Source organism: Pseudorhodoplanes sp., from assembly GCF_050250235.1.
Taxonomy (GTDB): Bacteria; Pseudomonadota; Alphaproteobacteria; order Rhizobiales; family Xanthobacteraceae; genus Pseudorhodoplanes.
On sequence record NZ_JBFWPA010000035.1, the window covers coordinates 13,817 to 38,471 of the forward strand.

General features: G+C 63.1%; 20 protein-coding genes. 8 read left to right on the forward strand and 12 right to left on the reverse strand.

Going from position 1 to position 24,655, the window contains the following annotated elements; all coding sequences use genetic code 11:
• Window positions 1–27 precede the first annotated feature (27 nt).
• Both AB7F49_RS16750 and AB7F49_RS16755 read right to left on the reverse strand, forming a co-directional pair.
• A complete protein-coding gene (locus AB7F49_RS16750; RefSeq protein ID WP_428524301.1) occupies window positions 28–3,288 on the reverse strand; it encodes a helicase-related protein in 3,261 nt (1,086 codons plus the stop codon).
• Window positions 3,289–3,674: 386 nt separating this feature from the next.
• The gene (locus AB7F49_RS16755; RefSeq protein ID WP_428524303.1) at window positions 3,675–4,514 is read right to left on the reverse strand and encodes a DUF3108 domain-containing protein; all 840 of its coding nucleotides are present in this window, start codon (window positions 4,512–4,514) and stop codon (window positions 3,675–3,677) included.
• A gap of 235 nt (window positions 4,515–4,749) precedes the next feature.
• Here AB7F49_RS16755 and rpmB point away from each other — a divergent pair, with 235 nt between their 5' ends.
• Window positions 4,750–5,040, forward strand: a complete 291-nt coding sequence (gene rpmB / locus AB7F49_RS16760) for a 50S ribosomal protein L28 (protein ID WP_428524305.1) — start codon at window positions 4,750–4,752, stop codon at window positions 5,038–5,040.
• Window positions 5,041–5,142: 102 nt separating this feature from the next.
• Here the strand turns inward: rpmB and AB7F49_RS16765 are convergent, their stop codons facing one another.
• The 5 genes from AB7F49_RS16765 to AB7F49_RS16785 all read right to left on the reverse strand — a co-directional run bounded on the left by AB7F49_RS16765 (window position 5,143) and on the right by AB7F49_RS16785 (window position 10,720).
• Window positions 5,143–6,171 carry an esterase-like activity of phytase family protein gene (locus AB7F49_RS16765; protein WP_428524307.1) on the reverse strand — a complete coding sequence of 343 codons (1,029 nt, stop codon included), beginning with the start codon at window positions 6,169–6,171 and terminating at the stop codon, window positions 5,143–5,145.
• Window positions 6,168–8,078, reverse strand: coding sequence for a cobaltochelatase subunit CobT (gene cobT, locus AB7F49_RS16770; protein ID WP_428524309.1), 1,911 nt, complete (start codon window positions 8,076–8,078; stop codon window positions 6,168–6,170). Before cobT ends, AB7F49_RS16765 begins: the two co-directional genes overlap by 4 nt.
• A gap of 26 nt (window positions 8,079–8,104) precedes the next feature.
• Window positions 8,105–8,767, reverse strand: coding sequence for a DUF502 domain-containing protein (locus AB7F49_RS16775; protein WP_428524377.1), 663 nt, complete (start codon window positions 8,765–8,767; stop codon window positions 8,105–8,107).
• A 128-nt stretch (window positions 8,768–8,895) separates the two neighbouring features.
• Window positions 8,896–9,894 (reverse strand): cobaltochelatase subunit CobS, encoded by a 999-nt coding sequence (cobS, locus tag AB7F49_RS16780; RefSeq protein WP_428524311.1) that lies wholly within the window; start codon window positions 9,892–9,894, stop codon window positions 8,896–8,898.
• Window positions 9,895–10,108: 214 nt separating this feature from the next.
• Window positions 10,109–10,720, reverse strand: a complete 612-nt coding sequence (locus AB7F49_RS16785; protein ID WP_428524313.1) for a J domain-containing protein — start codon at window positions 10,718–10,720, stop codon at window positions 10,109–10,111.
• A 100-nt stretch (window positions 10,721–10,820) separates the two neighbouring features.
• On the opposite strand from AB7F49_RS16785, the gene AB7F49_RS16790 reads away from it, so the two are divergent.
• A complete protein-coding gene (locus AB7F49_RS16790) occupies window positions 10,821–11,096 on the forward strand; it encodes a BolA family protein (protein ID WP_428524314.1) in 276 nt (91 codons plus the stop codon).
• 41 nt (window positions 11,097–11,137) lie between these two features.
• Here the strand turns inward: AB7F49_RS16790 and AB7F49_RS16795 are convergent, their stop codons facing one another.
• From AB7F49_RS16795 to AB7F49_RS16805, 3 genes are read right to left on the reverse strand one after another with little or no spacing between them, the layout of a single operon-like run.
• On the reverse strand, window positions 11,138–12,451 hold the full coding sequence (locus AB7F49_RS16795; protein WP_428524316.1) for an HlyC/CorC family transporter: 1,314 nt from the start codon (window positions 12,449–12,451) through the stop codon (window positions 11,138–11,140).
• Window positions 12,452–12,454: 3 nt separating this feature from the next.
• Window positions 12,455–13,582, reverse strand: a complete 1,128-nt coding sequence (gene aroB / locus AB7F49_RS16800) for a 3-dehydroquinate synthase (RefSeq protein ID WP_428524318.1) — start codon at window positions 13,580–13,582, stop codon at window positions 12,455–12,457.
• Complete coding sequence (locus AB7F49_RS16805) at window positions 13,579–14,178, reverse strand: shikimate kinase (RefSeq protein ID WP_428524320.1); 600 nt, start codon at window positions 14,176–14,178, stop codon at window positions 13,579–13,581. The genes aroB and AB7F49_RS16805 overlap by 4 nt, the downstream gene beginning before the upstream one ends.
• Window positions 14,179–14,362: 184 nt before the next feature.
• Between AB7F49_RS16805 and AB7F49_RS16810 the strand changes: the two genes are divergently transcribed.
• The 4 genes from AB7F49_RS16810 (at window position 14,363) to AB7F49_RS16825 (ending at window position 18,394) form a co-directional block, all read left to right on the forward strand.
• Window positions 14,363–14,512, forward strand: a complete 150-nt coding sequence (locus tag AB7F49_RS16810; protein ID WP_428524322.1) for a histidine kinase — start codon at window positions 14,363–14,365, stop codon at window positions 14,510–14,512.
• A gap of 12 nt (window positions 14,513–14,524) precedes the next feature.
• Window positions 14,525–15,493: a site-specific tyrosine recombinase XerD gene (gene xerD, locus AB7F49_RS16815; RefSeq protein ID WP_428524324.1), complete on the forward strand. Its 969-nt coding sequence runs from the start codon at window positions 14,525–14,527 to the stop codon at window positions 15,491–15,493.
• Between the two features lie 93 nt (window positions 15,494–15,586).
• Window positions 15,587–16,546, forward strand: coding sequence for an acetyl-CoA carboxylase carboxyltransferase subunit alpha (locus tag AB7F49_RS16820; protein ID WP_428524325.1), 960 nt, complete (start codon window positions 15,587–15,589; stop codon window positions 16,544–16,546).
• A gap of 315 nt (window positions 16,547–16,861) precedes the next feature.
• On the forward strand, window positions 16,862–18,394 hold the full coding sequence (locus AB7F49_RS16825; protein ID WP_428524327.1) for a L,D-transpeptidase family protein: 1,533 nt from the start codon (window positions 16,862–16,864) through the stop codon (window positions 18,392–18,394).
• A gap of 81 nt (window positions 18,395–18,475) precedes the next feature.
• Here the strand turns inward: AB7F49_RS16825 and AB7F49_RS16830 are convergent, their stop codons facing one another.
• Together AB7F49_RS16830 and secA are read right to left on the reverse strand one after the other, a co-directional pair.
• The gene (locus tag AB7F49_RS16830; RefSeq protein ID WP_428524329.1) at window positions 18,476–19,072 is read right to left on the reverse strand and encodes an HPF/RaiA family ribosome-associated protein; all 597 of its coding nucleotides are present in this window, start codon (window positions 19,070–19,072) and stop codon (window positions 18,476–18,478) included.
• A 149-nt stretch (window positions 19,073–19,221) separates the two neighbouring features.
• A complete protein-coding gene (gene secA / locus AB7F49_RS16835; protein ID WP_428524331.1) occupies window positions 19,222–22,020 on the reverse strand; it encodes a preprotein translocase subunit SecA in 2,799 nt (932 codons plus the stop codon).
• 355 nt (window positions 22,021–22,375) lie between these two features.
• Between secA and AB7F49_RS16840 the strand changes: the two genes are divergently transcribed.
• Window positions 22,376–23,272, forward strand: a complete 897-nt coding sequence (locus AB7F49_RS16840) for a peptidylprolyl isomerase (RefSeq protein ID WP_428524333.1) — start codon at window positions 22,376–22,378, stop codon at window positions 23,270–23,272.
• Between the two features lie 113 nt (window positions 23,273–23,385).
• Window positions 23,386–24,627: a bifunctional glutamate N-acetyltransferase/amino-acid acetyltransferase ArgJ gene (argJ, locus tag AB7F49_RS16845; protein WP_428524335.1), complete on the forward strand. Its 1,242-nt coding sequence runs from the start codon at window positions 23,386–23,388 to the stop codon at window positions 24,625–24,627.
• The last annotated feature ends 28 nt before the right edge of the window (window positions 24,628–24,655 follow it).

Consider the following 24,655-nt stretch of genomic DNA (forward strand, 5'->3'; position numbering starts at 1 on the left):
TGTCGATGCGCTGCCGGTCCAGGTCCTTCAGCGGCGCTCCTTGGAATCCGCTTCGAGTTGCGCCTTCAGCGCCGCGAGCTTCGCGAATGGCGAATTCGGGTCCGGCTCGCGCTCGCGCCGCTCGGGCCGCGGCCGCTGGTCCTGACGGGGCGGCCGTCCGTCCGGCTTGCCGTGCCGCGGAGCGTCGGCACCGCTGTCGTGGCGGCGCGGCCGGCCGCCGCGATCCTTTCGAGGCGGACGCGGCCCGTGCGGGCGCGGCTGCGGCTGCGGCGGCGCCGCAACCGCATCGGCCGGCGCCGCGACGGTTTCGGATGGGATGGTCTGCGCCTCCGCCGCCGACTTCTGCGCGCTGCGTTGGTCGCGGCGCTGGTGCCTGCGATGCGGACGCTTCTCGCGATTCTCAAACCGACCGGGCCGCCAGACCTCGATCATGATGGGCTCAGCCGAAACGCCAGCCGCCTCCGGAGCGTCAGAGTCGGACAACAGGGGTGCCGTGGCAGCTTCCGGCACAGCCTCAGCGGTTCCCAGACCATCCGGTGCCGCGATCACGGGCGCCGACACCTCCCCCTCCACCATCGGGTCTGCTTCAGGGCCACGCTCGGGCTCGTCTCCGGCACTGGCAGCGATCGGTTCCGCAGCGATATCGGGCTGCGACGTGCCCGCCACGACCGCTTCCCCGGCCGCCGGAGCCGGCTCTGCGGCCATCCCGGTCTCTGCCACGACATCATCGGCCAGCGGCACCGCATCGGCCGAGCTTTCGGGCGTCTCGGCAGTCTGCCCCGATTCGGCGACCGCAAGCGCAGGCGCCGTCTCCTGCGGCTTTGGCCGACGTTCCATCCGGTAGCCGAGCGAGCGCAGGATCGAGGCAAAATCCTCTCCAGAGGACCCCACCAGCGAGGTCATTCCTACCGTGACGGTAAAGCCCGTGCCGTCGAGCGCGCCCGGCGGTTTGACGCCAGGCGCATTGTCGCGCCAGCCGAGTGCCGGGCGGATCAGGTCCGCAAGGCGTTCGAGAATGTCGACGCGCACGGCGCGCTCGCCGGCCACCCGATACCCCGCAATCCGATAAAGATTCTTGGCCACATCCTTGTTTGCCGGAATGGACGTGCGCCCGCTCGACGCGAGCTGCTGGACTTCATCGAGCCCGCGGGTGTCGCCGGAATCGTGCTTGATCGCATAGAGCAGGGTCGCCAGCGCGCGCGGCGCAGGCTTCAAGAGTGGCGGCACGTAGACGTGATAGGCACCAAATCGAACACCGTATTTCCGCAACGAAGCACGAGCGTTCTGTTCCAGTCCCTTCAGGTCCTCGGCGACCTTCTGGCGTTCGAGCACACCGAGGTCCTCGATCAGCCGGTAGGCCACGCCGCGGGCAATCCCGGTCACATCCTCGGCCGCGGCGAGTGAGGAAAGCGGCCCGAGAACCTTGTCGATGTGAGCCTTAACCCACAGATCGAGCCGCGCCTGCACTTGCTCGCGCGAAGGCCCCGTGAGTTGTTCGTCGGCGAGGATGCGTACCCGCGGACGCAGCACTTCCTCGCCGGCGGTCAGCTTGCCGACGGCGTCGCCAGTCCAGCGGATCGTCCCCTCCGATGTGAGAATGAAGTGCTCATCAGGGGCCTGCGACAGCCTGGTAGCGCGGGCATCGATCTCGCCGGCAAGCGCCTTTTGCGCGGCCGCATGCAGCGCCTTTGCTTCCGAACCTCCGGCCGATGGATCGGCCGCAAATCGGAAGCCTTCCAGCCGCCCAATCAGATGGCCTTCGACAGTCACTTCGCCGGTTTTGGAGATTTCACTTTCCAATGTGGTGTTCTCGCGTAGCCGCCGCATCAACACGCTGGTGCGGCGGTCCACGAACCTCGCCGTGAGCCGCTCGTGCAATGCGTCGGAAAGTTTGTCCTCGACCGCGCGCGTAACACCCTGCCAGTGATCCGGGTCGCCAAGCCAGTCCGGCCTGTTGGCAACAAATGTCCAGGTCCGAACATGCGCGATCCGTGTGGAGAGACTATCAATGTCGCCTTCAGGAAGATCCGCCTGCGCCACCTGGCGGGCAAACCAGTCGTCAGGGATTTTACCCTCCCTCATCAGAAATCCATAGAGGGTGATGACGAGTTCGGCGTGGTTTGCCGCAGCGATCTTGCGGTAATCCGGAACCTGACAAGCCTCCCATAGCCGCTCGACCGACCCGCGGTCCTTGGCCAGCACGCGAACACCGTCATCACGCGCGGCATGTTCCAGCACGAGGATGTCCTCGGCGAGCGGGGCACGGGTGAGGCCGGGTTCGTCGGGAATCTCGGCCAGCGAGGCCTGCAATGCGCCGATCGATGCGAAATCCAGGCTGGAATTGCGCCATTGCAGCATTTTGAGCGGCTCGAAGGAGTGGCTTTCAAGCCGCTGAACGAGTTCATCGTCGAATGGCGCGCAGCGGCCGGTGGTCCCAAAGGTTCCATCTCGCGTGGCGCGGCCCGCGCGCCCGGCGATCTGCGCAAGCTCCGCCGGGTTGAGATTGCGAAACTGATAGCCGTCGAACTTCCGATCGGAAGCAAAGGCGACGTGATCCACGTCGAGATTGAGCCCCATCCCGATCGCGTCGGTGGCAACCAGATGGTCGACATCACCGGACTGATAAAGCGCGACCTGCGCATTGCGCGTTCTCGGCGACAGCGCCCCGAGAACAACCGCCGCACCGCCGCGCTGGCGGCGGATCAGTTCCGCGATCGCATAGACCTCATCGGCCGAGAAGGCCACGACGGCGGAGCGGCTTGGCAGGCGCGTCAGCTTGCGGTCGCCAGCGTAGGTGAGTTGCGACAACCGCGGCCGGGAAACGATGTTGGCACCCGGCAACAGGCGCTCGACGATCTGCCGCGCGGTCGCAGCACCAAGAATCAGCGTTTCCTCACGCCCTCGGCGATTGAGAATGCGGTCGGTGAAGACATGCCCTCGCTCAAAATCGGCAGCCAGCTGAATTTCGTCGATCGCGATGAAGGCCGGATCGATATCCCGCGGCATCGCCTCGACTGTCGAAACCCAGAAGCGGGGATTGGATGGCTTGATCTTCTCCTCGCCGGTGATGAGCGCGACTGAATCCGCGCCCACCCTGTCGGCGACCTTGTTGTAGACCTCGCGCGCGAGCAGCCGAAGCGGCAGTCCGATCATTCCCGAGGAATGCGCAAGCATCCGTTCGATCGCGAGATGCGTCTTGCCGGTATTGGTCGGTCCAAGCACGGCTGTGACGCCTGCCCCGCGCATGCGCGCGTCGCTTCGAACGCTGGGCGAAAAGGAAATGGCCATCAATGATCCGAAAACCGAAGTCTCATAAGGCGACAGGCGATGTCGAGAGGGTGCGAACCGGGTTGCTTTGGCTGAAATCGCGCGAAGCTTTGAACCGACCTGTCTCGCAACGCAACACCCGGGCCTGGCTTTTGGCCACGCCGGTCAGGCAATGGAACGAGTCTGGAACGAATCGCGGCCGAATCGCTGACTCAGGAATGTTCATGTTCGTTCACTGCTGCATATAGAGCGCCCCGGCTCAAACTCTCTAGATCGGGTGATTTCGCTGCGTCCCGCCATCCGCCGACCTGTATGCATTCATGCGCGGAACCGCTCCAGACTCCGGCTCAGAGTCAAGCTTCCTGGAGGGCCGAATGTGGAGAATAACGGGGATATTGCAAGCGACCCTATTGCGCCGTCATGCTGGCACGGGTGGGAAGCGGTGTCACTGCAAGCTGCGTCGCCTGCAGGACGCCATTGCCGACCGGGGTCGGGACCACGACCTTGAACGGAACCAGTACGCGTGTGCCCGCAATCGGCACGAGCCAGGTCTCCATGTCGCGCTGATCGATCAGATACTTGACCGCGGAGCGGTTGGGCACATGGCCGGCCAGAGGCGCAAAATAGATCGCGCAGACGAGCGCCGGGCCGGAATATCCGGCCGTCTTGACCTGCTCGATTCGCTTGAAGGCAAGGGTCAGATCATAGCGCATGCGGCCGTCGAAAATCGGCGCATGCTGCCGGCATACATTTGGCGCCATCAGATCCCCTTTGCCGGGCACGCGCAGAAGCGATCCGGTCATAGGGTCGAGGACATTGCGGCGATGCGCTTCCGTGACGCGGACGCGATCGGGATGCTCGACCGCGGGCGGCAAAATCGTGAGTTCCTTGACCGCGCCGTCCTTGATCTTCATGCGCAGGTCTTCGAACCGCTTCCCCCATTTGACATAGATTGCGTAACTGGCAGGAACCAGTTGCCCGTTCTTGATGGCACCTCGGGAAGCCGTGGTCCCGTGGCCGGAACTGAAGACTTTGGCCAGTCCAGCGGTCGAACCCTTGGCTTCGGCGGCGAAGCTGTCTTCCCGGACATCCACCAGCCAGGACCCTTCCCCGAGCGTAACGCCCGCCAGTGTCACGACATACCGTGCATCAAGCCGGGCCTGCGCGCACGCGGCGGTCTGGACGGCAAGCCCAACCAGAAGGCCGCCAAATGCTGCGCCGATGCCGGATTTGCCGAAAAAATGCACTCTGGTCCTTTCGGAGCCTCGCGGCCCTTCCGTTGCGGCTCCACTTCGGCCCCCCCAACCGGGCTGGACTCCGCAAACCTAAGCGATTCGGCACCAATGCGCCGTTTCTATGGTTCAGAGGCCGTGCCGCCTTGACGCCTCCAGCCGGGCTCTCTATAGGTCGCGCCTCATAGCGAAAACGCAGCTTCGGCCCGCGCCCAAGGGGCGCCGTCGAGCATATTCGGGATTTTTGACCATGTCGCGAAAGTGCGACCTCACCGGCAAGGCTTTCCAGACCGGTCACAAGGTGAGCCATTCGAACCGCAAGACCAAGCGACGGTTCCTGCCCAATCTCGTCAACGTGACGTTGACGTCGGAAGCGCTGGAGCGCGCGGTGCGGTTTCGCATCTCCGCCAATGCGCTCAAGACCGTCGACCACCGCGGCGGTCTCGACGGCTTTCTGGCCAAGGCAAAGGACGTCGAGCTGTCACCCAAGGCTCTCGACCTGAAGCGCCAGCTTGAGAAAAAGCTCGCCAAGGCAGGCTGATATCCGCACGGCATTCCCTCTCATGGCCGCAACGGCGGCCATCCGGGAGTCATCGATCTGGGTTCTCGTCCGCGTGGACGAGCGAACGCACGAGTTGCGCGCTTATTGATCCAGCAGCGTGAATTGCAGCAAAATCGTCCGCTGGATGATCGAAAAATTGTCGTCGGACACCAGCGTCAGCACCGTCTCGCCATTCGCCGACCGGTGCACGCTCATGCCTTCCATATTGTCGATCTGAAACCCCATATCCGCCGATATCAGCGTTGAGCCTTCGAGCACCGCGCCCGGTACGACGTCGGACAATGCCACTCGACGCAGCCGCATCGCCACACCGCGCCGCCACGAAAAATGCCGCTCGAGGATCAGCAAATTGGAATCCGGGGTCAGCACGCAATCGACTACATCGAAATCATCGCTCGGCTTGACCGCGAACACGCCCGGCTTCGGCCCGCCGATCAGGAAGCCGCGAATATTCTTGTTCGCATCAAGCCCACGTTCCGAAATGGCAATCAGCGCGCCGCCGACCGGCGTCCCTTTCGGAGCGGCCACGAGGCATTCGATGCCCTTGTTGCTGGGCAGCTTTCTCAGTTCCGGCGGTGCCGGGACGAGCGTCGCACGCGCGAGCAGACCGCGCTTGCCGTAATCGAATTTCAGGATTCGATGAACGCGTTCGAGCGCGACATAGGCGTAGCCGCCGTCTTCGGACAGCGCCTCGGTGTCGTACCAGCCCCGTGCGGTAATCGGCCGGCCGTCGCTGTAGAGCATGGGGGCCACTTCCGCGTCGGCGATGCCGACCGGAGCATTGCCACGATAGACGATGCGTCCGCGCAGCCAATGCGCCTTGTCGGTGATCGAAAGAAAGCTTCCGCTCGCCGCAACTCGAATGCCCGACAGGCCGCCAAAATGCTTGTTCGGCGAGGTCAATTCGAGCCCCCCGCGAAATACCAAGGGGCCGAATTGCGTGCGCTGCGGCTCGCGAGGATCGAATGCCTCGATCGGTTTGGCCCGAATTTCAAGCTTCGCCGGCGGTTCGGCAACCGTCCTCGGCAGGAGCTGGGCGGAAACAAGCGAGGCGGTGAAGGACAGGCCCGCAACGGCGAGCAGCATCACGCGAAAATGCCGTCTGGTCACGAATGAAGCCTGCGCGGACCCCGGCGGACCAGCGCCGCGGCGGCCGCCGCACTCACCTCGTCATCGAACAATTCGGCGAGCTTTTCCGTCATCGCACCGCCCAGTTCCTCGGCGTCAACGATCGTCACCGCGCGCCGGTAATAGCGCGTCACGTCATGACCGATGCCAATAGCGATCAATTCGACCGGGGAGCGGGTCTCGATTTCCTCGATCACCCAGCGTAGGTGGCGCTCGAGATAGTTTCCGGCATTCACCGACAGCGTGGAATCGTCGACCGGTGCGCCATCCGAGATCATCATCAGGATGCGGCGCTGTTCGGGGCGCGCGAGCAGGCGACGATAGGCCCAGTTCAGCGCCTCGCCGTCGATATTCTCCTTCAGAAGGCCCTCGCGCATCATCAGACCAAGATTCTTGCGCGCACGCCGCCACGGCGCGTCGGCTGCCTTGTAGACGATATGACGCAGATCGTTGAGCCGGCCCGGATTGGGCGGCTTGCCGGCAGCGAGCCAAGCCTCGCGCGACTGACCACCCTTCCAGGCGCGCGTGGTGAAGCCGAGGATCTCGACCTTGACGCCGCAGCGTTCCAGCGTGCGCGCGAGGATGTCGGCGCAAGTGGCGGCGACCGTGATCGGACGCCCGCGCATCGACCCGGAATTGTCGAGCAGAAGCGTCACCACGGTATCTCGGAAATTGGTGTCCTTCTCGCGCTTGAACGACAGCGGATGCATCGGATCGACGATGATGCGCGACAGCCGCGCCGGATCGAGCATTCCTTCTTCGAGGTCGAATTCCCAGGCGCGGTTCTGCTGCGCCATCAGGCGCCGCTGCAGGCGATTGGCCAACCGGGCGACCACACCCTGCAGATGCGACAATTGCTTGTCGAGATAGCTGCGCAACCGGTCCAGTTCCTCCGGCTCGCACAGGTCCTCGGCCTCAATCTCCTCGTCGAACTTGGTGACGAAGGCGCCGTATTCCGGCCCGCGATGCTCGTTGTGGCCCGAGCGCGGACGCCAGGGTTCCGACGGGGTCTCCGAATCGCCCATGTCGGCATCGTCGGACATGTCCGAACTCGGTGCGTCCGTGGCCTCGGCGGTAGCCTCCTGAGCGTCCTCCGCCGACGCCTCCGCTTCCTCCACCGACATGCGCTGCATGTCTTCCGATTCGGACGTCTCGCCCTGCTCTCCTTCTTCGTTCTGACGGCGATCGTCTTCGCTCTGCTCGGAGTCCTCCTCCTCTTCGGAATCGCGGTTGCGATCCTCGCCCATATCCAGCGCATCGAGGAGATCGTGGATCGCGTCGCCGAAGCGCGCCTGATCCTCGATCAGATATTCGAGCCGGTCGAGACCGCGGCCGGCCTTGCTCTCGATGATCGGCCGCCACAGTTCGACCAGCTTCTTCGCGGCCTGCGGCGGCGCCTGACCGGTGAGGCGTTCGCGCACCATCATGGCGACCGCTTCCTCGATCGGCGCGTCGGCACGGTCGGTGATGTCGTCGAACTTGCCGCGATGGAATTTGTCATCGAGCATTGCCGTGAGGTTCTTCGCGACACCCGACATGCGGCGCGCCCCGATCGCCTCCACGCGCGCCTGCTCGACCGCATCGAACACGGCACGCGCCTGCTGCCCCCCCGGGATGAGCTTGCGGTGTACGTTGGGATCATGACACGCGAGCTTGAGCGCGACCGAATCGGCATGTCCCCGGACGATCGCGGCCTCCGCCTTTGTGAGCTTGCGCGGCGGCTCCGGCAGCCGCACCTTGCCGCCGACGAGGCCGGGCCGCTCGGCAGCGAATGCGACTTCCATTTCCGGCCGCTTGGCAATCGCACGCAGGCATCCCGTCACGGCGCGCTTGAACGGCTCGGTGGGGGATTCTTTTGGAGACGGTTTCGGTTTGTAGTTCGAGGACATGATCGTCGTTCGTTCCTGCGTCTTCCTCAAGTCGCGGTCAGGTTGCCCTTCCTCGGGCCGGGGCCTGGCAGCGGCGGTATTTTCAGCGGTGAGGTCACACCCATCGACACATAAATGCTCACGAGTTTATCCACGCCGACATCCGCTTGCTGGACCCATTCAGCCGGCACGTAAATCAGACATCCGCCGACCGGCAGCGGCGCGGAAGGAACCAGCACCGCATGATAGGCCTTGTCCCCGACCATGATCGGCTCGGGCGTCGGCAGCAATGCAAGCGTCGCCGCGCCATCGAGACCGCCGAAGAAGCACCAGACCGGGCTCATGCTCTTCAGTCCCTCGACGTCATTCTTGTCCATCAGGGCCACGAAGCGCTGGATCAGATCGTACAGATTGCCAATCACCGGAATCCGCCGCATGGTCGAGTCGAGAAATTGCGACAGATGGCTCCGCAGCCGCGACTCGACCGCCAGACCGAGCAGATAGACGACCGCGAGGAAAACAATGAGTCCGATTACATAGGCAACGATCTGGGAGGCGGAGAAGCTGAACCCGATCGTCGTCAAAGCGTGGCCGACGATACTGGAAGGTCCGACGTAATCGATGATGAACTGCCCCAGCCACGCCACCACGGCGAGCGTGATGATCAGCGGCAGGAGCAGGATCAGACCGGACACGAATGTGCGAAACATGTGCGTCAAGGGTAGCTACCAGCCCCAATTGTTTAGTGCGGTATGACGCGAAGCGGCCCTGTATCCTGAACGAAACTCTTGCGCGTGCCGCACCGGCCCATCGTTCGAACCGCTCCAGCAACGCCCCGTTATGTCAGCGCAACATTCACCGACGACTCGGGCAATTCCTGCCCGAAGCTGCGCTGATAGAATTCCGCAACAATCGGACGCTCCAGTTCGTCGCACTTGTTCACGAAGGTAACGCGGAAAGCGAAGCCGATATCGCCGAAAATATCCGCATTTTCCGCCCAGGTGATCACCGTGCGCGGGCTCATGACCGTAGAAAGATCGCCGTTCATGAAGGCATTGCGGGTGAGATCGGCGACGCGCACCATCTTTGAGACGATGTCGCGGCCTTCCTCGTTTCGATAATGCTTGGCCTTGGCCAGCACGATGTCGACTTCCTTGTCGTGCGGCAGATAGTTCAGCGTGGTGACAATGGACCAGCGGTCCATCTGTCCCTGGTTGATCTGCTGCGTACCGTGATACAGGCCGGTGGTGTCGCCAAGGCCGACCGTGTTGGCCGTGGCAAACAGCCGGAAACATGGATGCGGCCGGATCACCTTGTTCTGGTCGAGCAGCGTCAGCCGTCCGGACTGCTCAAGCACGCGCTGAATCACGAACATCACGTCCGGTCGGCCGGCGTCATATTCGTCGAAACACATCGCGATATTGTGCTGAAGCGCCCAGGGCAGAATGCCGTCACGGAATTCGGTGACCTGCAGGCCGTCGCGGATGACAATCGCGTCCTTGCCGACGAGATCGACGCGACTGATGTGGCTGTCGAGATTGACCCGCACACAGGGCCAGTTCAGCCGCGCGGCGACCTGCTCGATATGCGTGGACTTTCCAGTACCGTGATAGCCGGTCACCATCACGCGGCGATTGCGCGAAAAACCTGCAAGGATGGCGAGCGTGGTCGGCCGATCGAACAGGTAGTCCGGATCGAAATCGGGCACATGCGCGTCGGGCTCCGAATAGGCCGGGACTTCAAGATCGGAGTCGATGCCGAAGACCTGCCGGACCGAAACCTTCATGTCGGGCAGGCCGCCAGGCCCCTGGGGAATCTCTTCGGATACGGTAGCCATTGCTTCTCCATGCGCCAGCCGGACCGGGCGCGCAAAATGTCGCTTCAGGTTGGCAAATCGAGAGCCAACCTAGCAGAAACGCCTTCCGCCGCGAAACCCGTCCGGACGCGCGTCTGCCTCATGATGCACGGGAAACATGGGTATTCTGCTCTCGTCGGGAAAGGCTGGGCCGGATTGTCGTGGGGCAGGGTCGACGCCAGGGCCGCCGCCGAAATCAGCAGAAACCCACCGATTTGAGATAATTATAGGCCTGAATGATTTCGATCAGCCGATCCTCGGTCGAGCGGTCGCCGCCGTTGCTGTCCGGATGGTGCCGCTTTACGAGGTCATGAAACTTGGCCTTGATCTCGGTCCGCGACACCCCGATATCGAGCCCGAGCGTGTTGAAGGCCTTGCGCTCGGCATTCCGGATGGTTCGGCTTTCAGCCTTGACCCGGGGGCCGGACTGGCCACGGCCCTCGCCGCCGAGTTCGCGGTACATTGCAAACGGATCGATTCCATTCTCGGCGTAAAAGCGGCCCGGATCGGCTTGCTTGCCGGTGCCCATTTTCCAGGTCGGCCGATGTCCGGTCAGGGCATCCTTCTGATACTTGCGGACGTCGTCGTCGGTCATGCCCTGGAAGAAATTGTAGTTCTGGTTGTATTCACGCACATGATCGAGACAATAGCGCCAGTAATCCTTCTCGCGACCGCGGCCCTTGGGGGCGCGATGCGTTGCTTCATTCCTGCACCCTTGCCATTCGCAGGCATGCTCGGTCGCGCGCGCACGCCGATCTTCGCCGGGCTTCACCCGGATTTTGTCAAACAATGGCGAGTCGAGTTTCATGGGTGATCAGTATGCGAACATTGCGCGCTGAGGTTCAAGACTTGACATTTCCGAGATTGATCCGGCTCAAGCGGATGAGCCAAGAAACAGGCATACGACGATGCAAACAAAAGACATCATCACAAAGAAATTGACGGAAGCTTTCGCGCCCGAAAGCCTGCGGGTCGAAGACGAGTCACATCTTCACGCTGGCCACGCCGGGCATCGTCCTGGGGGGCAGACTCACTACCGCGTCTATATCGTGTCGGAAGCCTTTCGGGGCAAGACCCGAGTTGAACGGCACCGAGCGATCAACGCTGCGCTGGCGACCGAGCTTGCCGGCAATGTCCATGCCTTGGCGGTCCACGCGAGTTCACCGGGAGAGAGCGGACAATAGGAAGAGCAATAGACGAAACAAAAACGGATCGGCAAAAGCGCTCACACCGGGCGCAAGGGCTCCGCATGCGCAAAATCACCACCCGGCTTGCGGGAAAGCGGTGTGATGCGAAGCGAGGTGAGCCGGTTCCGGTCCTTCAGCAGAACGCCGAACCGGAACCCGTAAAAAGTGAAGGTCTGGCCGACATCGGGAATCGAGCGCGCTTCGTGGATGACGAGCCCGGCGATCGTCGTCGCCTGCTCGTCCGGAAGGCTCCATTCCATGGCGCGGTTGAGATCGCGAATCGGAACACTGCCTTCGACGTGAACAGAGCCGTCCGGTTGCGGCCATACGCCGGGCAGATTGACATCGTGCTCGTCGGTAATGTCGCCGACAATTTCCTCGATTATGTCTTCGAGCGTCACGAGGCCCATGACCTCGCCATATTCGTCGACGACCAGCGCAAGCGGCGTCTTGCGGCGGCGAAACGCCTTGAGCTGCTCGGTCAGGGGCCGCACGTTGGGTACGAACCAGGGCGGCCGCGCAAGCGAAACCACGTCGATCTTCGACAACTCGCCGCCCGCCTCCTGAATCGCGACCAGCAGGTCCCGCACATGCAGGATGCCGACGAAATTGTCGGGCGTCCGACTCCAGAGCGGGATCCGGGTGACCGGTGCGGCAAGCACCGCTTTCAGCACCTCCTCCGAGCTTTCATCCGCGCAGACCGTAATCATCTCTGTGCGGTGGATCATGACATCCGACACCTGCAACTCGCGCAGGTCCAGAACGCCCCCCATCATGTCACGGTCGTGCTTCTCGACGCTGCCATCGCGGTGCATCAGGTCGACCGCACCACGCAGTTCTTCGCGCGCGGAAAGAATCGGCTGGCTTTCACCGACCCGCAAGCCGAATGCGGAAAGCATCAACCGCACCAGCCTCTCGATCCAGATCAGGATGGGGCCGAACACCCTGACCACCCATTGGATCGGCCGGGCTGCCAGCAATGCGCCGCGTTCCGGCGCATTGATTGCGATGGTCTTGGGCAGGACTTCGGTAAAGATCACGATGACGGCAGTCATCACAAGGGTCGCGTAGACGACACCGACCTCGCCGAACCAGGCGAGCATGACGCCGGTCATGAGCGAGGACGCGGCGACGTTGACCGCGTTGTTTCCAAGCAGAATACCGCCGATCAGCCGCTCGCGCGCTTCGGTAAGGCGGTTGACGATGCCCGCGTTGCGGTTGCCGGCCTTCTCCATGCGCAGCATGCGCGCGCGTGAGAAGGCGGTGAGCGCGGTCTCGCTACCCGAGAAAAAGAAGGAGAGCGCGAGGCAGACCAGGATCGCCAGCAATGCCAGCCAGTCGGGGATATCCATCGATCAGTCGATTTGACCGGTGAGAAACTGGCGGACATCAGCGGCGTCGATATCGGGCGCGATGAAGCTCTGTCCGATGCCGCGTGCGAGGATGAAAGTCAGCCGGCCACGCTTGACTTTCTTGTCCTGCGCGATCAGGTCGAGCAACCGATCGGCGGTCGGCGGCTCGCCTTGAATGTCGGCGATGCGCGTCGGCAATCCGGCGGCCGCAAGATGTTGCGCCACCCGCTCTGCATCCGCCTGCGTGCATAGCCCCAGGCTTGCCGAGAAGCCAAAGGCCAGTACCATTCCGATTGCGACCGCTTCGCCATGGTAGAGCCGATCGGAAAATCCGGCCGCAGCTTCCAACGCGTGGCCGAAGGTGTGGCCGAGATTCAGGAGAGCACGGTCGCCGGTCTCGCGTTCGTCGCGCGCGACGACCTGCGCCTTCATCCGGCAGCTCACCGCGATCGCGTGCTCGCGCGCCGGCGCGCCGGCGAAGATATCGCTGCAGTTTTCCTCGAGCCAGGCGAAGAATTCGCTGTCCCCGATCAGGCCGTATTTGGCCACCTCCGCATAACCGGCGCGCAGGATTCGGGGCGGCAACGTATCCAGAAGCGCGGTATCCGCGACCACAAGGATCGGTTGATGGAAGGCGCCGACGAGGTTCTTGCCGTGGCGCGAATTGATTCCGGTCTTGCCTCCGACCGATGAATCGACCTGCGCGAGCAAGGTGGTCGGAACCTGGACGTAGTCCACGCCACGACGCACCGCGGAAGCGGCGAAGCCGGCGAGATCACCGATCACCCCGCCGCCGAGCGCCACCACGAGATCGCCGCGCTCGATGCGTGCCCCGATCAAGTCCTCGCAAACCCGCTCGAATACCGGATAGCTCTTCGATGCTTCACCGGCGGGCACGACCACCAGGCCGGTCGCGATGCCAGCGTGAGCAAAAGACTCCCTCGCTGCCGGGAGATGCTGTTTCGCGACCACCTCGTCGGTCACAATGGCGACGCGGGCGCCGGGGCGCAGGGCCGCGACCCGTTGTCCAAGGCCGGACAGCAACCCGCGACCGATCACGATGTCATAGGCGCGACCGGCGAGCGCAACGTCGACCGTAATCGGATCGCCGGAGCGGAGAGGAGCGGTCATGGTTCGTCCCTCGGCGAGAGCGCGAAATGTCCGGCCAAAGCCTCGATCAACTCATCCACGATGACATCATGCGAGACGTCGCGCGATCCGATCGTGATATCGGCAAGCGCGTAGACGGGGTAGCGCCGTTCAATCAAGTGCTTCAAAGTCGCCTCGGGATCGGCAGTGCGCAAGAGCGGCCGGTCGTTGCGACGCCTGATCCGTCGCATTAGGACATCGAAGTCGGCTTTCAGCCAGATGGAAACCCCTTTTTGTGCGATGATTGCGCGCGTATCATCGTTCATATAGGCGCCGCCTCCGGTCGCCAGCACCTGCGGCCCGGCGTCCAGCAAGCGCGCGATCACCCGCGCCTCGCCAGAACGGAACTCGGGTTCGCCGCGCACCTCGAAAATCTCGGGAATCGTCATTCCGGCAGCCGCCTCGATCTCAGTATCGGCGTCGACAAAGGGCATGGCCAGCCGGGAAGCAAGCTTGCGCCCGACCGACGACTTGCCTGCCCCCATCATGCCGACCAGCACCAGCGCCCGCCGTCCGAGCGCATGCACGATCGCAGCCTCCTTGGTACGGGTAGCGCTATGGACGACGGTTTGCGGCATCAGGATTCTGCGGGTTTGCCTTGGACACATGCCGACTATAGCACGTGCGGCGCATTGCAAGCCCGCGCCTGCCTTGATCCTGTCGGGTTGCGGGCCCATCCTTGTCAGACCGGCGCGAACATGTTGGTACTGACGCCTTCCTTCGATTTCGGCTGATCGAAAGCCTCTATCCCATCGAGCTGCCATGCCGAGCCTGTTCCGCTTCCTCGCTGTCGTCGCTGTCATCGCCGGGGTGATCTATGGCGGCATGGTCGCGCTCACCTTGCTGGTAAAGCCGCAATCCCGCGAGATCAGCGTGACGATCCCGCAGGACCGGTTCAGCAAGCAGCGCTAGCAGCCGGCGCGCATGGCACGCCCGGCAGCAATATCGAGCGAAAACAGCATCGCGCTGTTCCTGGACATGCTCGCGGCCGAACGCGGTGCCCGTCCGAACACGCTTGCGGCCTATCGTTCCGACCTCGAAGACTTCGCCGGCCACGCCGCCGCGGCGGGAGCCCGACTTGCCGACATCACGAGTGACGGCATTCGAAGCTATCTCGCCGCCCTCTCCCGCCGCGGTCTCGCGCCATCATCGGTTGCGCGCAAATTGTCGGCGGTACGTCAGCTTTATCGCTTCCTCTATGCCGAGCGCTATCGATCCGACGACCCCGCCGCCATCCTGGAAGGCCCGAAGCGCGGCCGCTCGCTTCCCAAGACGCTCACCGTCGCCGAAGTCGACCGGCTGATCACGACGGCCCGCGCCAACGCGGAGCAGACAGAGCGTTCGGCCCCCGACCGGCAACGCGCAGCGCGTCTCTATTGTCTGCTCGAATTGCTGTATGCGACCGGCCTGCGGGTTTCGGAACTGGTCGAACTTCCGGCGTCGGCCGCCCGCCGTGACCAGCGCATGCTGATCGTGCGCGGCAAGGGCGGCAAGGAGCGCATGGTACCGCTTAACGACGCGGCGCGGCGCGCCATGACGCAATACCGGGATCTATTGAAGGATACCAAGAACCGGAACTCGGTCTGGCTGTTCCCGTCATCCGGAAAGGAAGGCCACCTGACACGGCAACATTTTGCGCGCGATCTCAAGGCGCTGGCAGCGCTTTGCGGTTTGCGCACCAACGCCATCAGCCCGCACGTGCTGCGGCACGCTTTTGCGAGCCACCTGCTGCAGAACGGCGCGGATCTACGCGTAGTCCAGACCTTGCTCGGGCATTCCGACATTTCCACCACACAGATCTATACGCATATTCTGGAAGAGCGGTTGAAGAGTCTGGTCCGCGACCTGCATCCGCTGAACGACGACCCGGCCGCCTCCGGCCCCCGGCGTTAACGCTGCTGAAGCCCGCATTGCTTGACTTGAGCGCGGCAAACCGCCATGTGCGCCCGGCCGCGGCACCTTGGCCCGCGATGCCGGCAAAACCCGATGCGCTCCTACCTCGACTTCGAAAAACCGGTCGCAGAACTCGAAGCCAAAATCGAGGAATTGCGAGTCGTGCAAGCCGATGGCGGCGGCGAAGTACAGGTCGACGAGGAAATCGCTCGGCTCGAGTCGAAGGCCGCCGCGACCCTCAAGGAAATCTACGAGGACCTCACCCCCTGGCAGAAGACTCAGGTGGCGCGGCATCCGCAGCGTCCCCATTGTCTCGACTTCATCGGCGCCTTGATCGATGATTTCGTGCCCCTGTCGGGTGACCGGAAATTCGGCGATGACGATGCGATCGTCGGCGGCTTTGGCAGGTTCCGTGGCGAGAGCATCTGCGTGATCGGCCACGAAAAAGGCTCGAGCACGGAGGCGCGGCTCAGGCACAATTTCGGAATGGCCCGCCCCGAGGGCTACCGCAAGGCGGTGCGGCTGATGGACATGGCGGACCGCTTCGACATCCCGGTACTGGCGCTGGTCGATACTGCGGGCGCCTATCCTGGCATCGGAGCGGAGGAGCGCGGGCAGGCGGAAGCGATCGCCCGGTCCACCGAAGCCTGTCTCAATCTGGGCGTACCCAATGTCGCGGTGATTCTCGGCGAGGGCGGCTCGGGCGGCGCCATCGCGATCGCGACCGCCAACCGCGTGTTGATGCTGGAACACGCGATTTACAGCGTGATCTCGCCCGAGGGGGCGGCCTCGATCCTGTGGCATGACACCACTAAGGCGCAGGAGGCCGCGACCAACATGAAGATCACGGCGCAGGACCTGATCCGGTTCGGGATCGTTGACCAGATCCTCGAGGAGCCCGCCGGGGGCGCGCATCGCGACCCCCAGGCAGCCATTGCCCATGCCGCCGAAGCGATTGCGGCCGCCTTTGCCGACCTGAAAGCGCTCGATCGCAGCGCTGTGCGCCAGTCGCGCCGGGACAAGTTCCTGAGCATCGGACGCGGCAAGCTGTAAGATGCGGGCCGCTGCCGGAAGCGGATACCAAAGTCCCTGGATTTCGCTGTGATTTTAGGTGTTAACCTTACCGGGTTCCTCGCCTGCCCTGTTCCGGCCATAATGCCGCCGCCTTGAAAGCCTTGTATTTATACGATTTTACCGGACGTTCATGGTGGTATGATCATTCGGTAACGGAGCTGAGGCCCTTGCACGGCTCTATCCGGGGGGATAGCAATCTCTCCGAGACTTGGGGTCTGAAGGCTTGGCGTCCGAAGGCTTGGGAAGGCCGATCTTGGGGCACTATTTCGGGGCAGTATTTTGGGGGCAAAAGGTTTGACGTCACGCCCTGACCTGTTGCGGACGTTTCTGATCTCGGCGGCGTTGGCCGGTGCCGTGGTGCTGTCCGGCTGCAAGTCCGACGCTACGTTCCCCTATTCCTCGAAGGCCAATGCGCCGATTCCGCCGCGACTGCTGGCGGAAATCGGCGACAAGAACATGGACGTCACCTCTCCGATCCTCGTTCGGGTATTTAAGACCGAATCCGAACTTGAGGTCTGGAAGAAGGATCGAACCGGCCGCTATGCGCTGCTCAAGACCTATCCGATCTGCAAGTGGTCCGGCGATCTCGGACCCAAGATCAAGGAAGGCGACCGCCAGGCGCCCGAAGGCTTCTATGACATCACGCCCGGCCAGATGAATCCGAACTCGCAGTTCTATCTGGCGTTCAATCTCGGTTATCCGAACGCCTTTGACCGCGCCCATGATCGCACCGGCGCGCATCTCATGGTTCACGGCGACTGCTCGTCCCGGGGCTGCTATGCCATGAGCGACGAGCAGATCCAGGAAATCTTCGCGCTCGGCCGGGAATCCTTCTTCGGCGGGCAGAAGTCGTTCCAGGTGCAGGCCTATCCGTTCCGGATGACCGCCGCGAACATGGCCAAGCATCGCAACAATCCGAATATGCCATTCTGGCGCATGCTCAAGCAGGGCAACGACCATTTTGAGGTGACGCGTCTCGAGCCCAAGGTCGATGTCTGCGAGAAGCGCTATGTGTTCAACGCCCAGTCGGCCGGCGGAGGCGCGACACCGCTGAATTTCAGCCCGCGAGGCCAATGTCCGGTCTACGAGGTGCCTGACGAGATCGCCTCCGCGGTCTACAGCAAACAGCGCAGCGATGAATTGCAGGTCGCCCAGCTGGCGTCGCGCGGGGTGCCGGTCGCCCCGGTAAGAACCGGCCGCGATGGCGGCATGCACCCGACTTTCGTTGCCAAGCTGCAACCGCGGGAGATGGTAGACGAGCGCGGCAACGTGAAACTGGTTGTCGACCGCAACAGCCAGGGCAGTATCGTCGCCTATAGTTCGCCGCAAGCATCCGACAACGACATCACCAGTTCGGCCCGCGCGCCCGAGCCCGTGCGCATGGCCAACGTGCCGCTGCCCCGCACCGCGCCGCTGGCAAAACCTGACGCCCGGCCAGCGAGCGAGCCCAGCTTTGCAGAGAAGGTCGGAAATTTCTTCCGGTTCGGAACCACCAATCCGGAGCCGGTGCAAACACAAGTGGCAGCAGTCGAAGCGCCGCGGCCCGCACCCAAGCGTGAAAGCGTCAGGTCTCGGGTGTCGCGCATGGTCGGTCTTCGCGGATCGAGCGAACAGCCGCAACCGTCCGGCCCCCAAGCTGACGTAAAGCCTGCCGCCCCGGCACGGGCCACAAACAACACGTCGAATGTCAAGACTGCGGAAGTGCCACCGGCACCAGCGCCCGCGGCATCAGCGCCCGCGCCGCTGCCCAGCCGCGCATTTGTCAGCGGCGCGCAGCCTGCGCCTTCCAGCTCGAACTTCGACAGCCGCTGGAGCGCGTTTCGCTGACGTTGGCTGCGCCAGCCGCGCCGCTGCTTTCCGGCGCGGATAAAGGCACGCTCAATTGAAGCGACATCACGCTGGATCCGGTCAGGAACCTGCGCTCCCGTTCGACTCCACCTTCACACGAATCTTCGTGGCGATCGGCCCGGTATCTCCGACTTCCTCGACATAGCTCAGCGCGTCACCGCGCTTGAGCCGGTCAAACTCCCCGATCAGGACCGCGTTGCGATGGAAGTAAAGGAGCCCGCCTTCCTTGGTCATCAGGAAGCCGTGGTCCTTGTCCGCGTGCATCTCCGCGACCTGACCGAGAAACTCCTGGGCAGCCTCGTGCGTCAGCGCTGTCTTGCGGTCGGACACCCGCTCCTTGAACGTGCTCAGCTGCCGCTCGGCAAGCCGGAACGCCTCGTTGATTGCGTGATGAAGATCGGGCCGCTGGAATTTGCGCTGCAGATGCTCCGGCTCGTGCGCGACAACGATATCCTTGTGTCCCGGCAGACCGATTTCGATGCGCACAACCGGGGGAATGGTCTGATTGGCATTGTTCGCGCGCTGATCGACACGGACGCGGCAGGATGTCAATCGCTTGTAGATTTCTTCAAGGCGGGCAACGTGCCCTCGAATCTCGTCTTCAGCCCAGTCGGAATGATCGACGTTGTGAAAGGCAATTTCGAGGGGGACCTGCATCTTTGCACTCGCTGGATCAATCTATGAACGCCAACGCGCGGCCGAGATGTTGGTTTCGGCTGCGTCGGCAGGGACGCCCCAAGCAAAACGGCCGGGCTCAAGCCCGGCCTTGACAATTATCAGACTTTTGCTCGAACGGCGACCGCCGTTCAGCCGAAGCGGCCGTGGCAATGCTTGTATTTCTTGCCCGATCCGCATGGGCAGGTCTCGTTGCGTCCGACCTTGCCCCAGGTCGCCGGATTCTTGGGATCGCGCTCGATCGCCCGCTGCGCACCGTTTCCACCGGCCATCGCCGGAGACAGAGTCGCATCCGCGAACGCCATCTCGTCTTCGCCGGTGAACGGATCGATCTTGTGGGCCTCCATATACGGGAGCTGCTGCTGCATGTCCTCCGGCGGAGCCTGCATCACCTCAACCCGCATGAGTTGAGCGGTCACGCCTTCGCGAAGATTGGCGATGAGGGCTTCAAACAGCTGGAACGCCTCCGACTTGTACTCGTTCAGCGGATCGCGCTGCCCGTATCCGCGCAGGCCCACCACCTGACGAAGATGCTCGAGCATGACCAGATGCTCGCGCCACAGATGGTCGAGTGTCTGCAGCAGGATCGATTTCTCGACATAGCGCATGACCTCAGGGCCATATTGAGCGATCTTGCCGGCCATATGCTCGTCGGCACGCTTGTTGATGCGGTCCCGCACTTCCTCGTCGGCGATGCCCTCCTCCTTGGCCCAGTCCTGAATCGGCAGGTCCAGATTGAGGATGTGCTTCACCGCGTCCTGCAGGTTCGCCGTATCCCACTGCTCGGGATATGCGTTCTCCGGAATGTGCTTCGACACCAATTCGTCGATCAGGGCGTGCCTCATATCGGCGACGGTCTCGGTGACGTTGTCGTCCTTCATCAGGTCGATGCGCTGGTCGAAGATGACCTTGCGCTGGTCGTTGGCGACATCGTCGTATTTCAGGATGTTCTTGCGCAGGTCGAAGTTGCGGGCTTCCACCTTCTGCTGCGCCTTTTCCAGCGCCTTGTTGATCCAGGGATGGATGATGGCCTCGCCCTCCTTGAGACCGAGCTTGGTCAGCATCCCCTCAAGCTTGTCGGACCCGAAAATGCGCATCAGGTCGTCGTCCAGCGACAGGAAGAACTTCGAACGGCCGGGATCGCCCTGCCGGCCCGAGCGGCCGCGCAGCTGATTGTCGATACGTCTGCTTTCATGGCGTTCGGTGCCGAGCACAAACAGCCCGCCGGCCGTCAGCGCCTTTTCCTTCAGACGCGTGACCTGATCGCGGATATCCTGGGCACGCTTCTCGCGCTCCTCGCCCTCGATTCCGGTCAATTCCTGCTTGATGCGCATATCGGCATTGCCGCCGAGCTGAATGTCCGTGCCACGGCCGGCCATGTTGGTCGCGATCGTGATCGCGCCCGGCACGCCGGCCTGCGACACGATATAGGCTTCCTGCTCGTGGTAGCGGGCGTTCAGGATCGCGAACACCTTGGTCTTCTTGGCGCCCTCGTCACCGGTATAGAGTGCCGCAAAGGCGTTCGGGTCGGTAAAGTCATGCGCCTCCCAGCCGTCCTTGCGCAGCATTTCGGCAAGAGTCTCGGACTTTTCGATCGAGGTGGTGCCGACCAGCACCGGCTGGCCCTTCTGCTTGCATTCCTCGAGCAGCGCGATGATGGCCCGATATTTTTCGTCGTTGGTGCGATACACCTCGTCGTCCTGGTCGTCGCGGATCATCGGACGATTGGTCGGCACCTCGACCACGCTGAGATTGTAGATGTCGAGAAACTCGTCGGCTTCCGTCAGCGCGGTTCCGGTCATGCCCGCAAGCTTGTCGTACATGCGGAAATAGTTCTGGAAGGTAATCGAGGCGAGCGTCTGGTTCTCCGGCTGGATCGGCTGGTGTTCCTTCGCCTCGAGCGCCTGATGCAGTCCCTCCGAATAGCGCCGGCCCGGCATCATGCGGCCGGTGAACTCGTCGATGATCACAACCTCGCCGTTGCGAACGATGTAATCCTTGTCGCGCTGAAACAGCTTGTGCGCGCGCAGACCCTGGTTGACATGGTGCACGGTCGAGACATTCTCGATGTCGTACAGCGAATTGCCCTTCAGCAGCCCATCGTCACGGAGCCACTGCTCCATCCTTTCCATGCCGGCCTCGGTGAGATTCACCGTGCGCTGCTTTTCGTCGATCTCGTAATCCGACTTTTCGAGCCGCGGAATGAATTTGTCGATGGTGTTGTAGAAATCGGAACGATCGTCGAGCGGCCCGGAAATGATCAGCGGCGTGCGTGCCTCGTCGACCAGGATCGAGTCGACCTCGTCGACGATCGCGAACACATGACCGCGCTGCACCATGTCCTCGAGCCGGTATTTCATGTTGTCGCGCAGATAATCGAAGCCGAGTTCGTTGTTGGTGCCATAGGTGATGTCGCACTCGTAGGCCTTCTTGCGCTCCTCGTCGTCGAGACCGTGCACGATCACGCCGGTGGTCAGGCCGAGAAAGCCATAGATCTGCGCCATCCATTCGGAGTCGCGCTTGGCGAGGTAGTCGTTGACGGTAACGACATGGACGCCGCGGCCGGCCAGCGCATTGAGATAGACCGCAAGGGTCGCGACCAGCGTCTTGCCTTCGCCGGTCTTCATTTCGGCGATGCCGCCCTCGTGAAGGATCATTCCGCCGATCAGCTGGACGTCGAAATGGCGCTGGCCGAGGGTCCGCTTGCCGGCCTCGCGTACGGTGGCAAAGGCCGGAACCAGGATGTCGTCGAGAGTCTTGCCGTCCGCCAATTGCTTCTTGAACGCCGCGGTGCGCGCACGCAATTCGTCGTCGGAAAGCTTCGCGAGTTCGGGCTCGAGCGCGTTGATCGCCTGGACCTGGGGCTGGTAGCCTTTGATCCGCCGGTCATTGGCGGAGCCAAACAGCTTGCGGGCGACTGCGCCGAGCATACGAATTCCTTCTCTTCAGGTCGTCTTGGGTCGGACGATTGGAACCGCGGGTTCGGCCCAGGCGTTCAACACACGAAGTTTTGACGCCGCGGGACACCCGCCGGTCAACCGAGCGCGAATCCGCCCCGGAAACGGTCCGGGTCGCGGACCCCAATATAGCCGGATCGCGGGGAAATTTCGTGGGTTGCGGCCGGAATTCTTGGAGAAATAGGAGGGGGTCGGACCCTTGTCAATCAGAGCCCGTGGGCCGGTGATTGCGGAAAATTAAGAAGGCTTGGGCATTGCCAAGCTATAGGGCTTGCGTAAGTGTCCGGCGCGATTTGCCGCCGGCACAAGCCTCCTTGAGGAAGGACCAATGACCAGACCCCGTTCGTCGCTCCTGTGGCTGCCGGCCCTTGCCGCCGCCATGTTCGTCATAGCCGGCCCCTTTGGCACGCCCGCGCAGTCCCAGACCGACCCGGTGGTGGCCAGGGTGAACGGTACCGAGATCAAGGAAAGCGACCTGAAAACCGCCGAGGAAGACATCGGCGCCCAGCTCCCGCCGATGTCGCCGGAGGCCAAAAAGGAATATCTGACGACCTATGTGGCCGACATGATCCTCGTGGCCAAGGCCGCGGAGGCCAAAAAGCTCGGCGAAACCGACGACTTCAAGAAGAAGCTTCAGCTCGCCCGCACCAAGCTGCTGATGGAAGCGCTGCTGCAGAGCGAGGCAAGCAGCGCGGTCACCGACGAGGCAATGAAGAAGGTTTATGCCGAGGCCATCAAGGACATCGGCGACGAGCAGGAGGTGAGCGCGCGCCACATCCTGGTCGAATCGGAAGACGAGGCCAAGGCGATTGCCGCCGACCTGAAGAAGGGCGGCGATTTCGCCGCCATCGCCAAGGAAAAATCGAAAGACCCCGGTTCAAAGGACAGCGGCGGCGACCTCGGTTTCTTCGGCAAGGACCAGATGGTGCCGGAATTCGCCGAAGCCGCTTTCAAGCTCGACAAGGGTCAGGTCTCCGACCCGGTGAAGTCGCAGTTCGGCTGGCACGTGATCCGCGTCGATGACAAGCGCGCCAAGCAGCCGCCGACCTTCGACCAGGTTAAGGAGCAGATCCAGAATTTCGTCCAGCGCAAGGCGCAGGCCGAGATGATCCAGAAGCTGCGCGCCGAGGCCAAGATCGAGAAGCTCGGCGAAAAGTCTGCCGATCCGGCACCGGCCGCCAAGCCGGACGCCAAGCCCGATACCAAGGCCCCGGCCAAGAAATAAGCCGCGGCTCCAGAGCGGTTGCGGGCGGGACGTGCGAGCGTCCCGCTTTATTTTTGCAACCATGCCGCTATGACGGGGCTGCCCGCATGCCGCCGGGCGACGAGGCCCTGCACATGTCGACCGCTGTTTCCCCGCTGGCTCCCGCCACCACACCCGAGATGCCCGCGATCGACGGCATGCGCATCGCAACCGCGCAAGCCGGCATCCGCTACAGGAACCGCACCGATGTGCTGTTCGCCGCCTTCGACAAGGGCACGACGGTCGCCGGCGTGCTCACGCGCTCGAAATGCCCGTCGGCGCCGGTGGAATGGTGCCGCGCGCGGCTGAAGGGCGGCACGGCCCGCGCGCTGGTGGTGAATTCGGGCAACGCCAATGCCTTCACCGGCAAGTCGGGACGTGCGGCAACACAGCTTACCGCAAGGCTTGCCGCCCGGGCCAACGACTGCGACGTCGACGACGTGTTTCTCGCCTCGACCGGCGTTATTGGCGAACCGCTGGACGCCACCAAGTTCGACGGCGTGATGCAGACGCTCGTCGAGAGTGCGGCGCCGGGCCGCTTTCTCGATGCGGCGAAGGCGATCATGACCACCGACACCTTCCCGAAAGTCGCGACCGCGCAGGCCCGCATCGGCAAGACGACGGTGACGGTCAACGGAATCGCCAAGGGCGCCGGAATGATCGCGCCCGACATGGCGACGATGCTGTCATTCGTCTTCACCGACGCGCCGATTGCGGCGCCGGTCCTGCAGAAGCTCCTGAGCGAAGCCGTCACCGACACCTTCAACGCCGTCACCATCGACGGCGACACCTCGACCTCCGATACGTTGCTGGCCTTTGCGACCGGCGCGGCGTCGGCGCGCGGGGCACCGCGAATCGCACGTGCCAACGACCCCCGCCTCAAGGGCTTTGCCAGGGCGTTGCATGCCGTGCTCGGCAATCTCGCCGAACAGGTCGCGCGCGACGGTGAAGGCGCCCGCAAGCTCGTCGAGATCAGGATCGAAGGCGCGGCTTCGGACAAATCCGCGCGGCGCATCGCCATGTCGATTGCCAATTCGCCTCTGGTGAAGACGGCGATTGCGGGCGAGGACGCCAATTGGGGCCGGGTGGTAATGGCGGTCGGCAAGGCCGGCGAACCGGCCGATCGTGACAAGCTGTCGATCTGGTTCAATGGTATCCGCGTCGCCGCCAGGGGTGCGCGCGATCCGTCCTATGACGAAGCCATGGTCTCCGAAACAATGAAAAAGCCGGAGATTGAATTGCGCGTGTCGCTCGGGATCGGAAAAGGCCGCGACCGCGTCCTGACCTGCGATTTGACCAAGGAGTATGTCGCGATCAACGGCGACTACCGGTCGTAGTCTGCATGCTGCTCTTAAGCAGCCGTTA

Excerpts from the sequence above, each read along its gene's own strand:
- aroB (WP_428524318.1), bottom strand. The coding sequence starts at position 13,582 with ATGACCGCTCCTCTCCGCTCCGGCGATCCGATTACGGTCGACGTTGCG.
- secA (WP_428524331.1), bottom strand. The coding sequence starts at position 22,020 with ATGCTCGGCGCAGTCGCCCGCAAGCTGTTTGGCTCCGCCAATGACCGG.
- AB7F49_RS16750 (WP_428524301.1), bottom strand. The coding sequence starts at position 3,288 with ATGGCCATTTCCTTTTCGCCCAGCGTTCGAAGCGACGCGCGCATGCGC.
- AB7F49_RS16775 (WP_428524377.1), bottom strand. The coding sequence starts at position 8,767 with ATGTTTCGCACATTCGTGTCCGGTCTGATCCTGCTCCTGCCGCTGATC.
- rpmB (WP_428524305.1), top strand. The coding sequence starts at position 4,750 with ATGTCGCGAAAGTGCGACCTCACCGGCAAGGCTTTCCAGACCGGTCAC.
- xerD (WP_428524324.1), top strand. The coding sequence starts at position 14,525 with ATGGCACGCCCGGCAGCAATATCGAGCGAAAACAGCATCGCGCTGTTC.
- AB7F49_RS16790 (WP_428524314.1), top strand. The coding sequence starts at position 10,821 with ATGCAAACAAAAGACATCATCACAAAGAAATTGACGGAAGCTTTCGCG.
- cobT (WP_428524309.1), bottom strand. The coding sequence starts at position 8,078 with ATGTCCTCGAACTACAAACCGAAACCGTCTCCAAAAGAATCCCCCACC.
- AB7F49_RS16830 (WP_428524329.1), bottom strand. The coding sequence starts at position 19,072 with ATGCAGGTCCCCCTCGAAATTGCCTTTCACAACGTCGATCATTCCGAC.
- cobS (WP_428524311.1), bottom strand. The coding sequence starts at position 9,894 with ATGGCTACCGTATCCGAAGAGATTCCCCAGGGGCCTGGCGGCCTGCCC.
- AB7F49_RS16840 (WP_428524333.1), top strand. The coding sequence starts at position 22,376 with ATGACCAGACCCCGTTCGTCGCTCCTGTGGCTGCCGGCCCTTGCCGCC.
- AB7F49_RS16785 (WP_428524313.1), bottom strand. The coding sequence starts at position 10,720 with ATGAAACTCGACTCGCCATTGTTTGACAAAATCCGGGTGAAGCCCGGC.
- AB7F49_RS16810 (WP_428524322.1), top strand. The coding sequence starts at position 14,363 with ATGCCGAGCCTGTTCCGCTTCCTCGCTGTCGTCGCTGTCATCGCCGGG.
- argJ (WP_428524335.1), top strand. The coding sequence starts at position 23,386 with ATGTCGACCGCTGTTTCCCCGCTGGCTCCCGCCACCACACCCGAGATG.
- AB7F49_RS16820 (WP_428524325.1), top strand. The coding sequence starts at position 15,587 with ATGCGCTCCTACCTCGACTTCGAAAAACCGGTCGCAGAACTCGAAGCC.
- AB7F49_RS16805 (WP_428524320.1), bottom strand. The coding sequence starts at position 14,178 with ATGCCGCAAACCGTCGTCCATAGCGCTACCCGTACCAAGGAGGCTGCG.
- AB7F49_RS16795 (WP_428524316.1), bottom strand. The coding sequence starts at position 12,451 with ATGGATATCCCCGACTGGCTGGCATTGCTGGCGATCCTGGTCTGCCTC.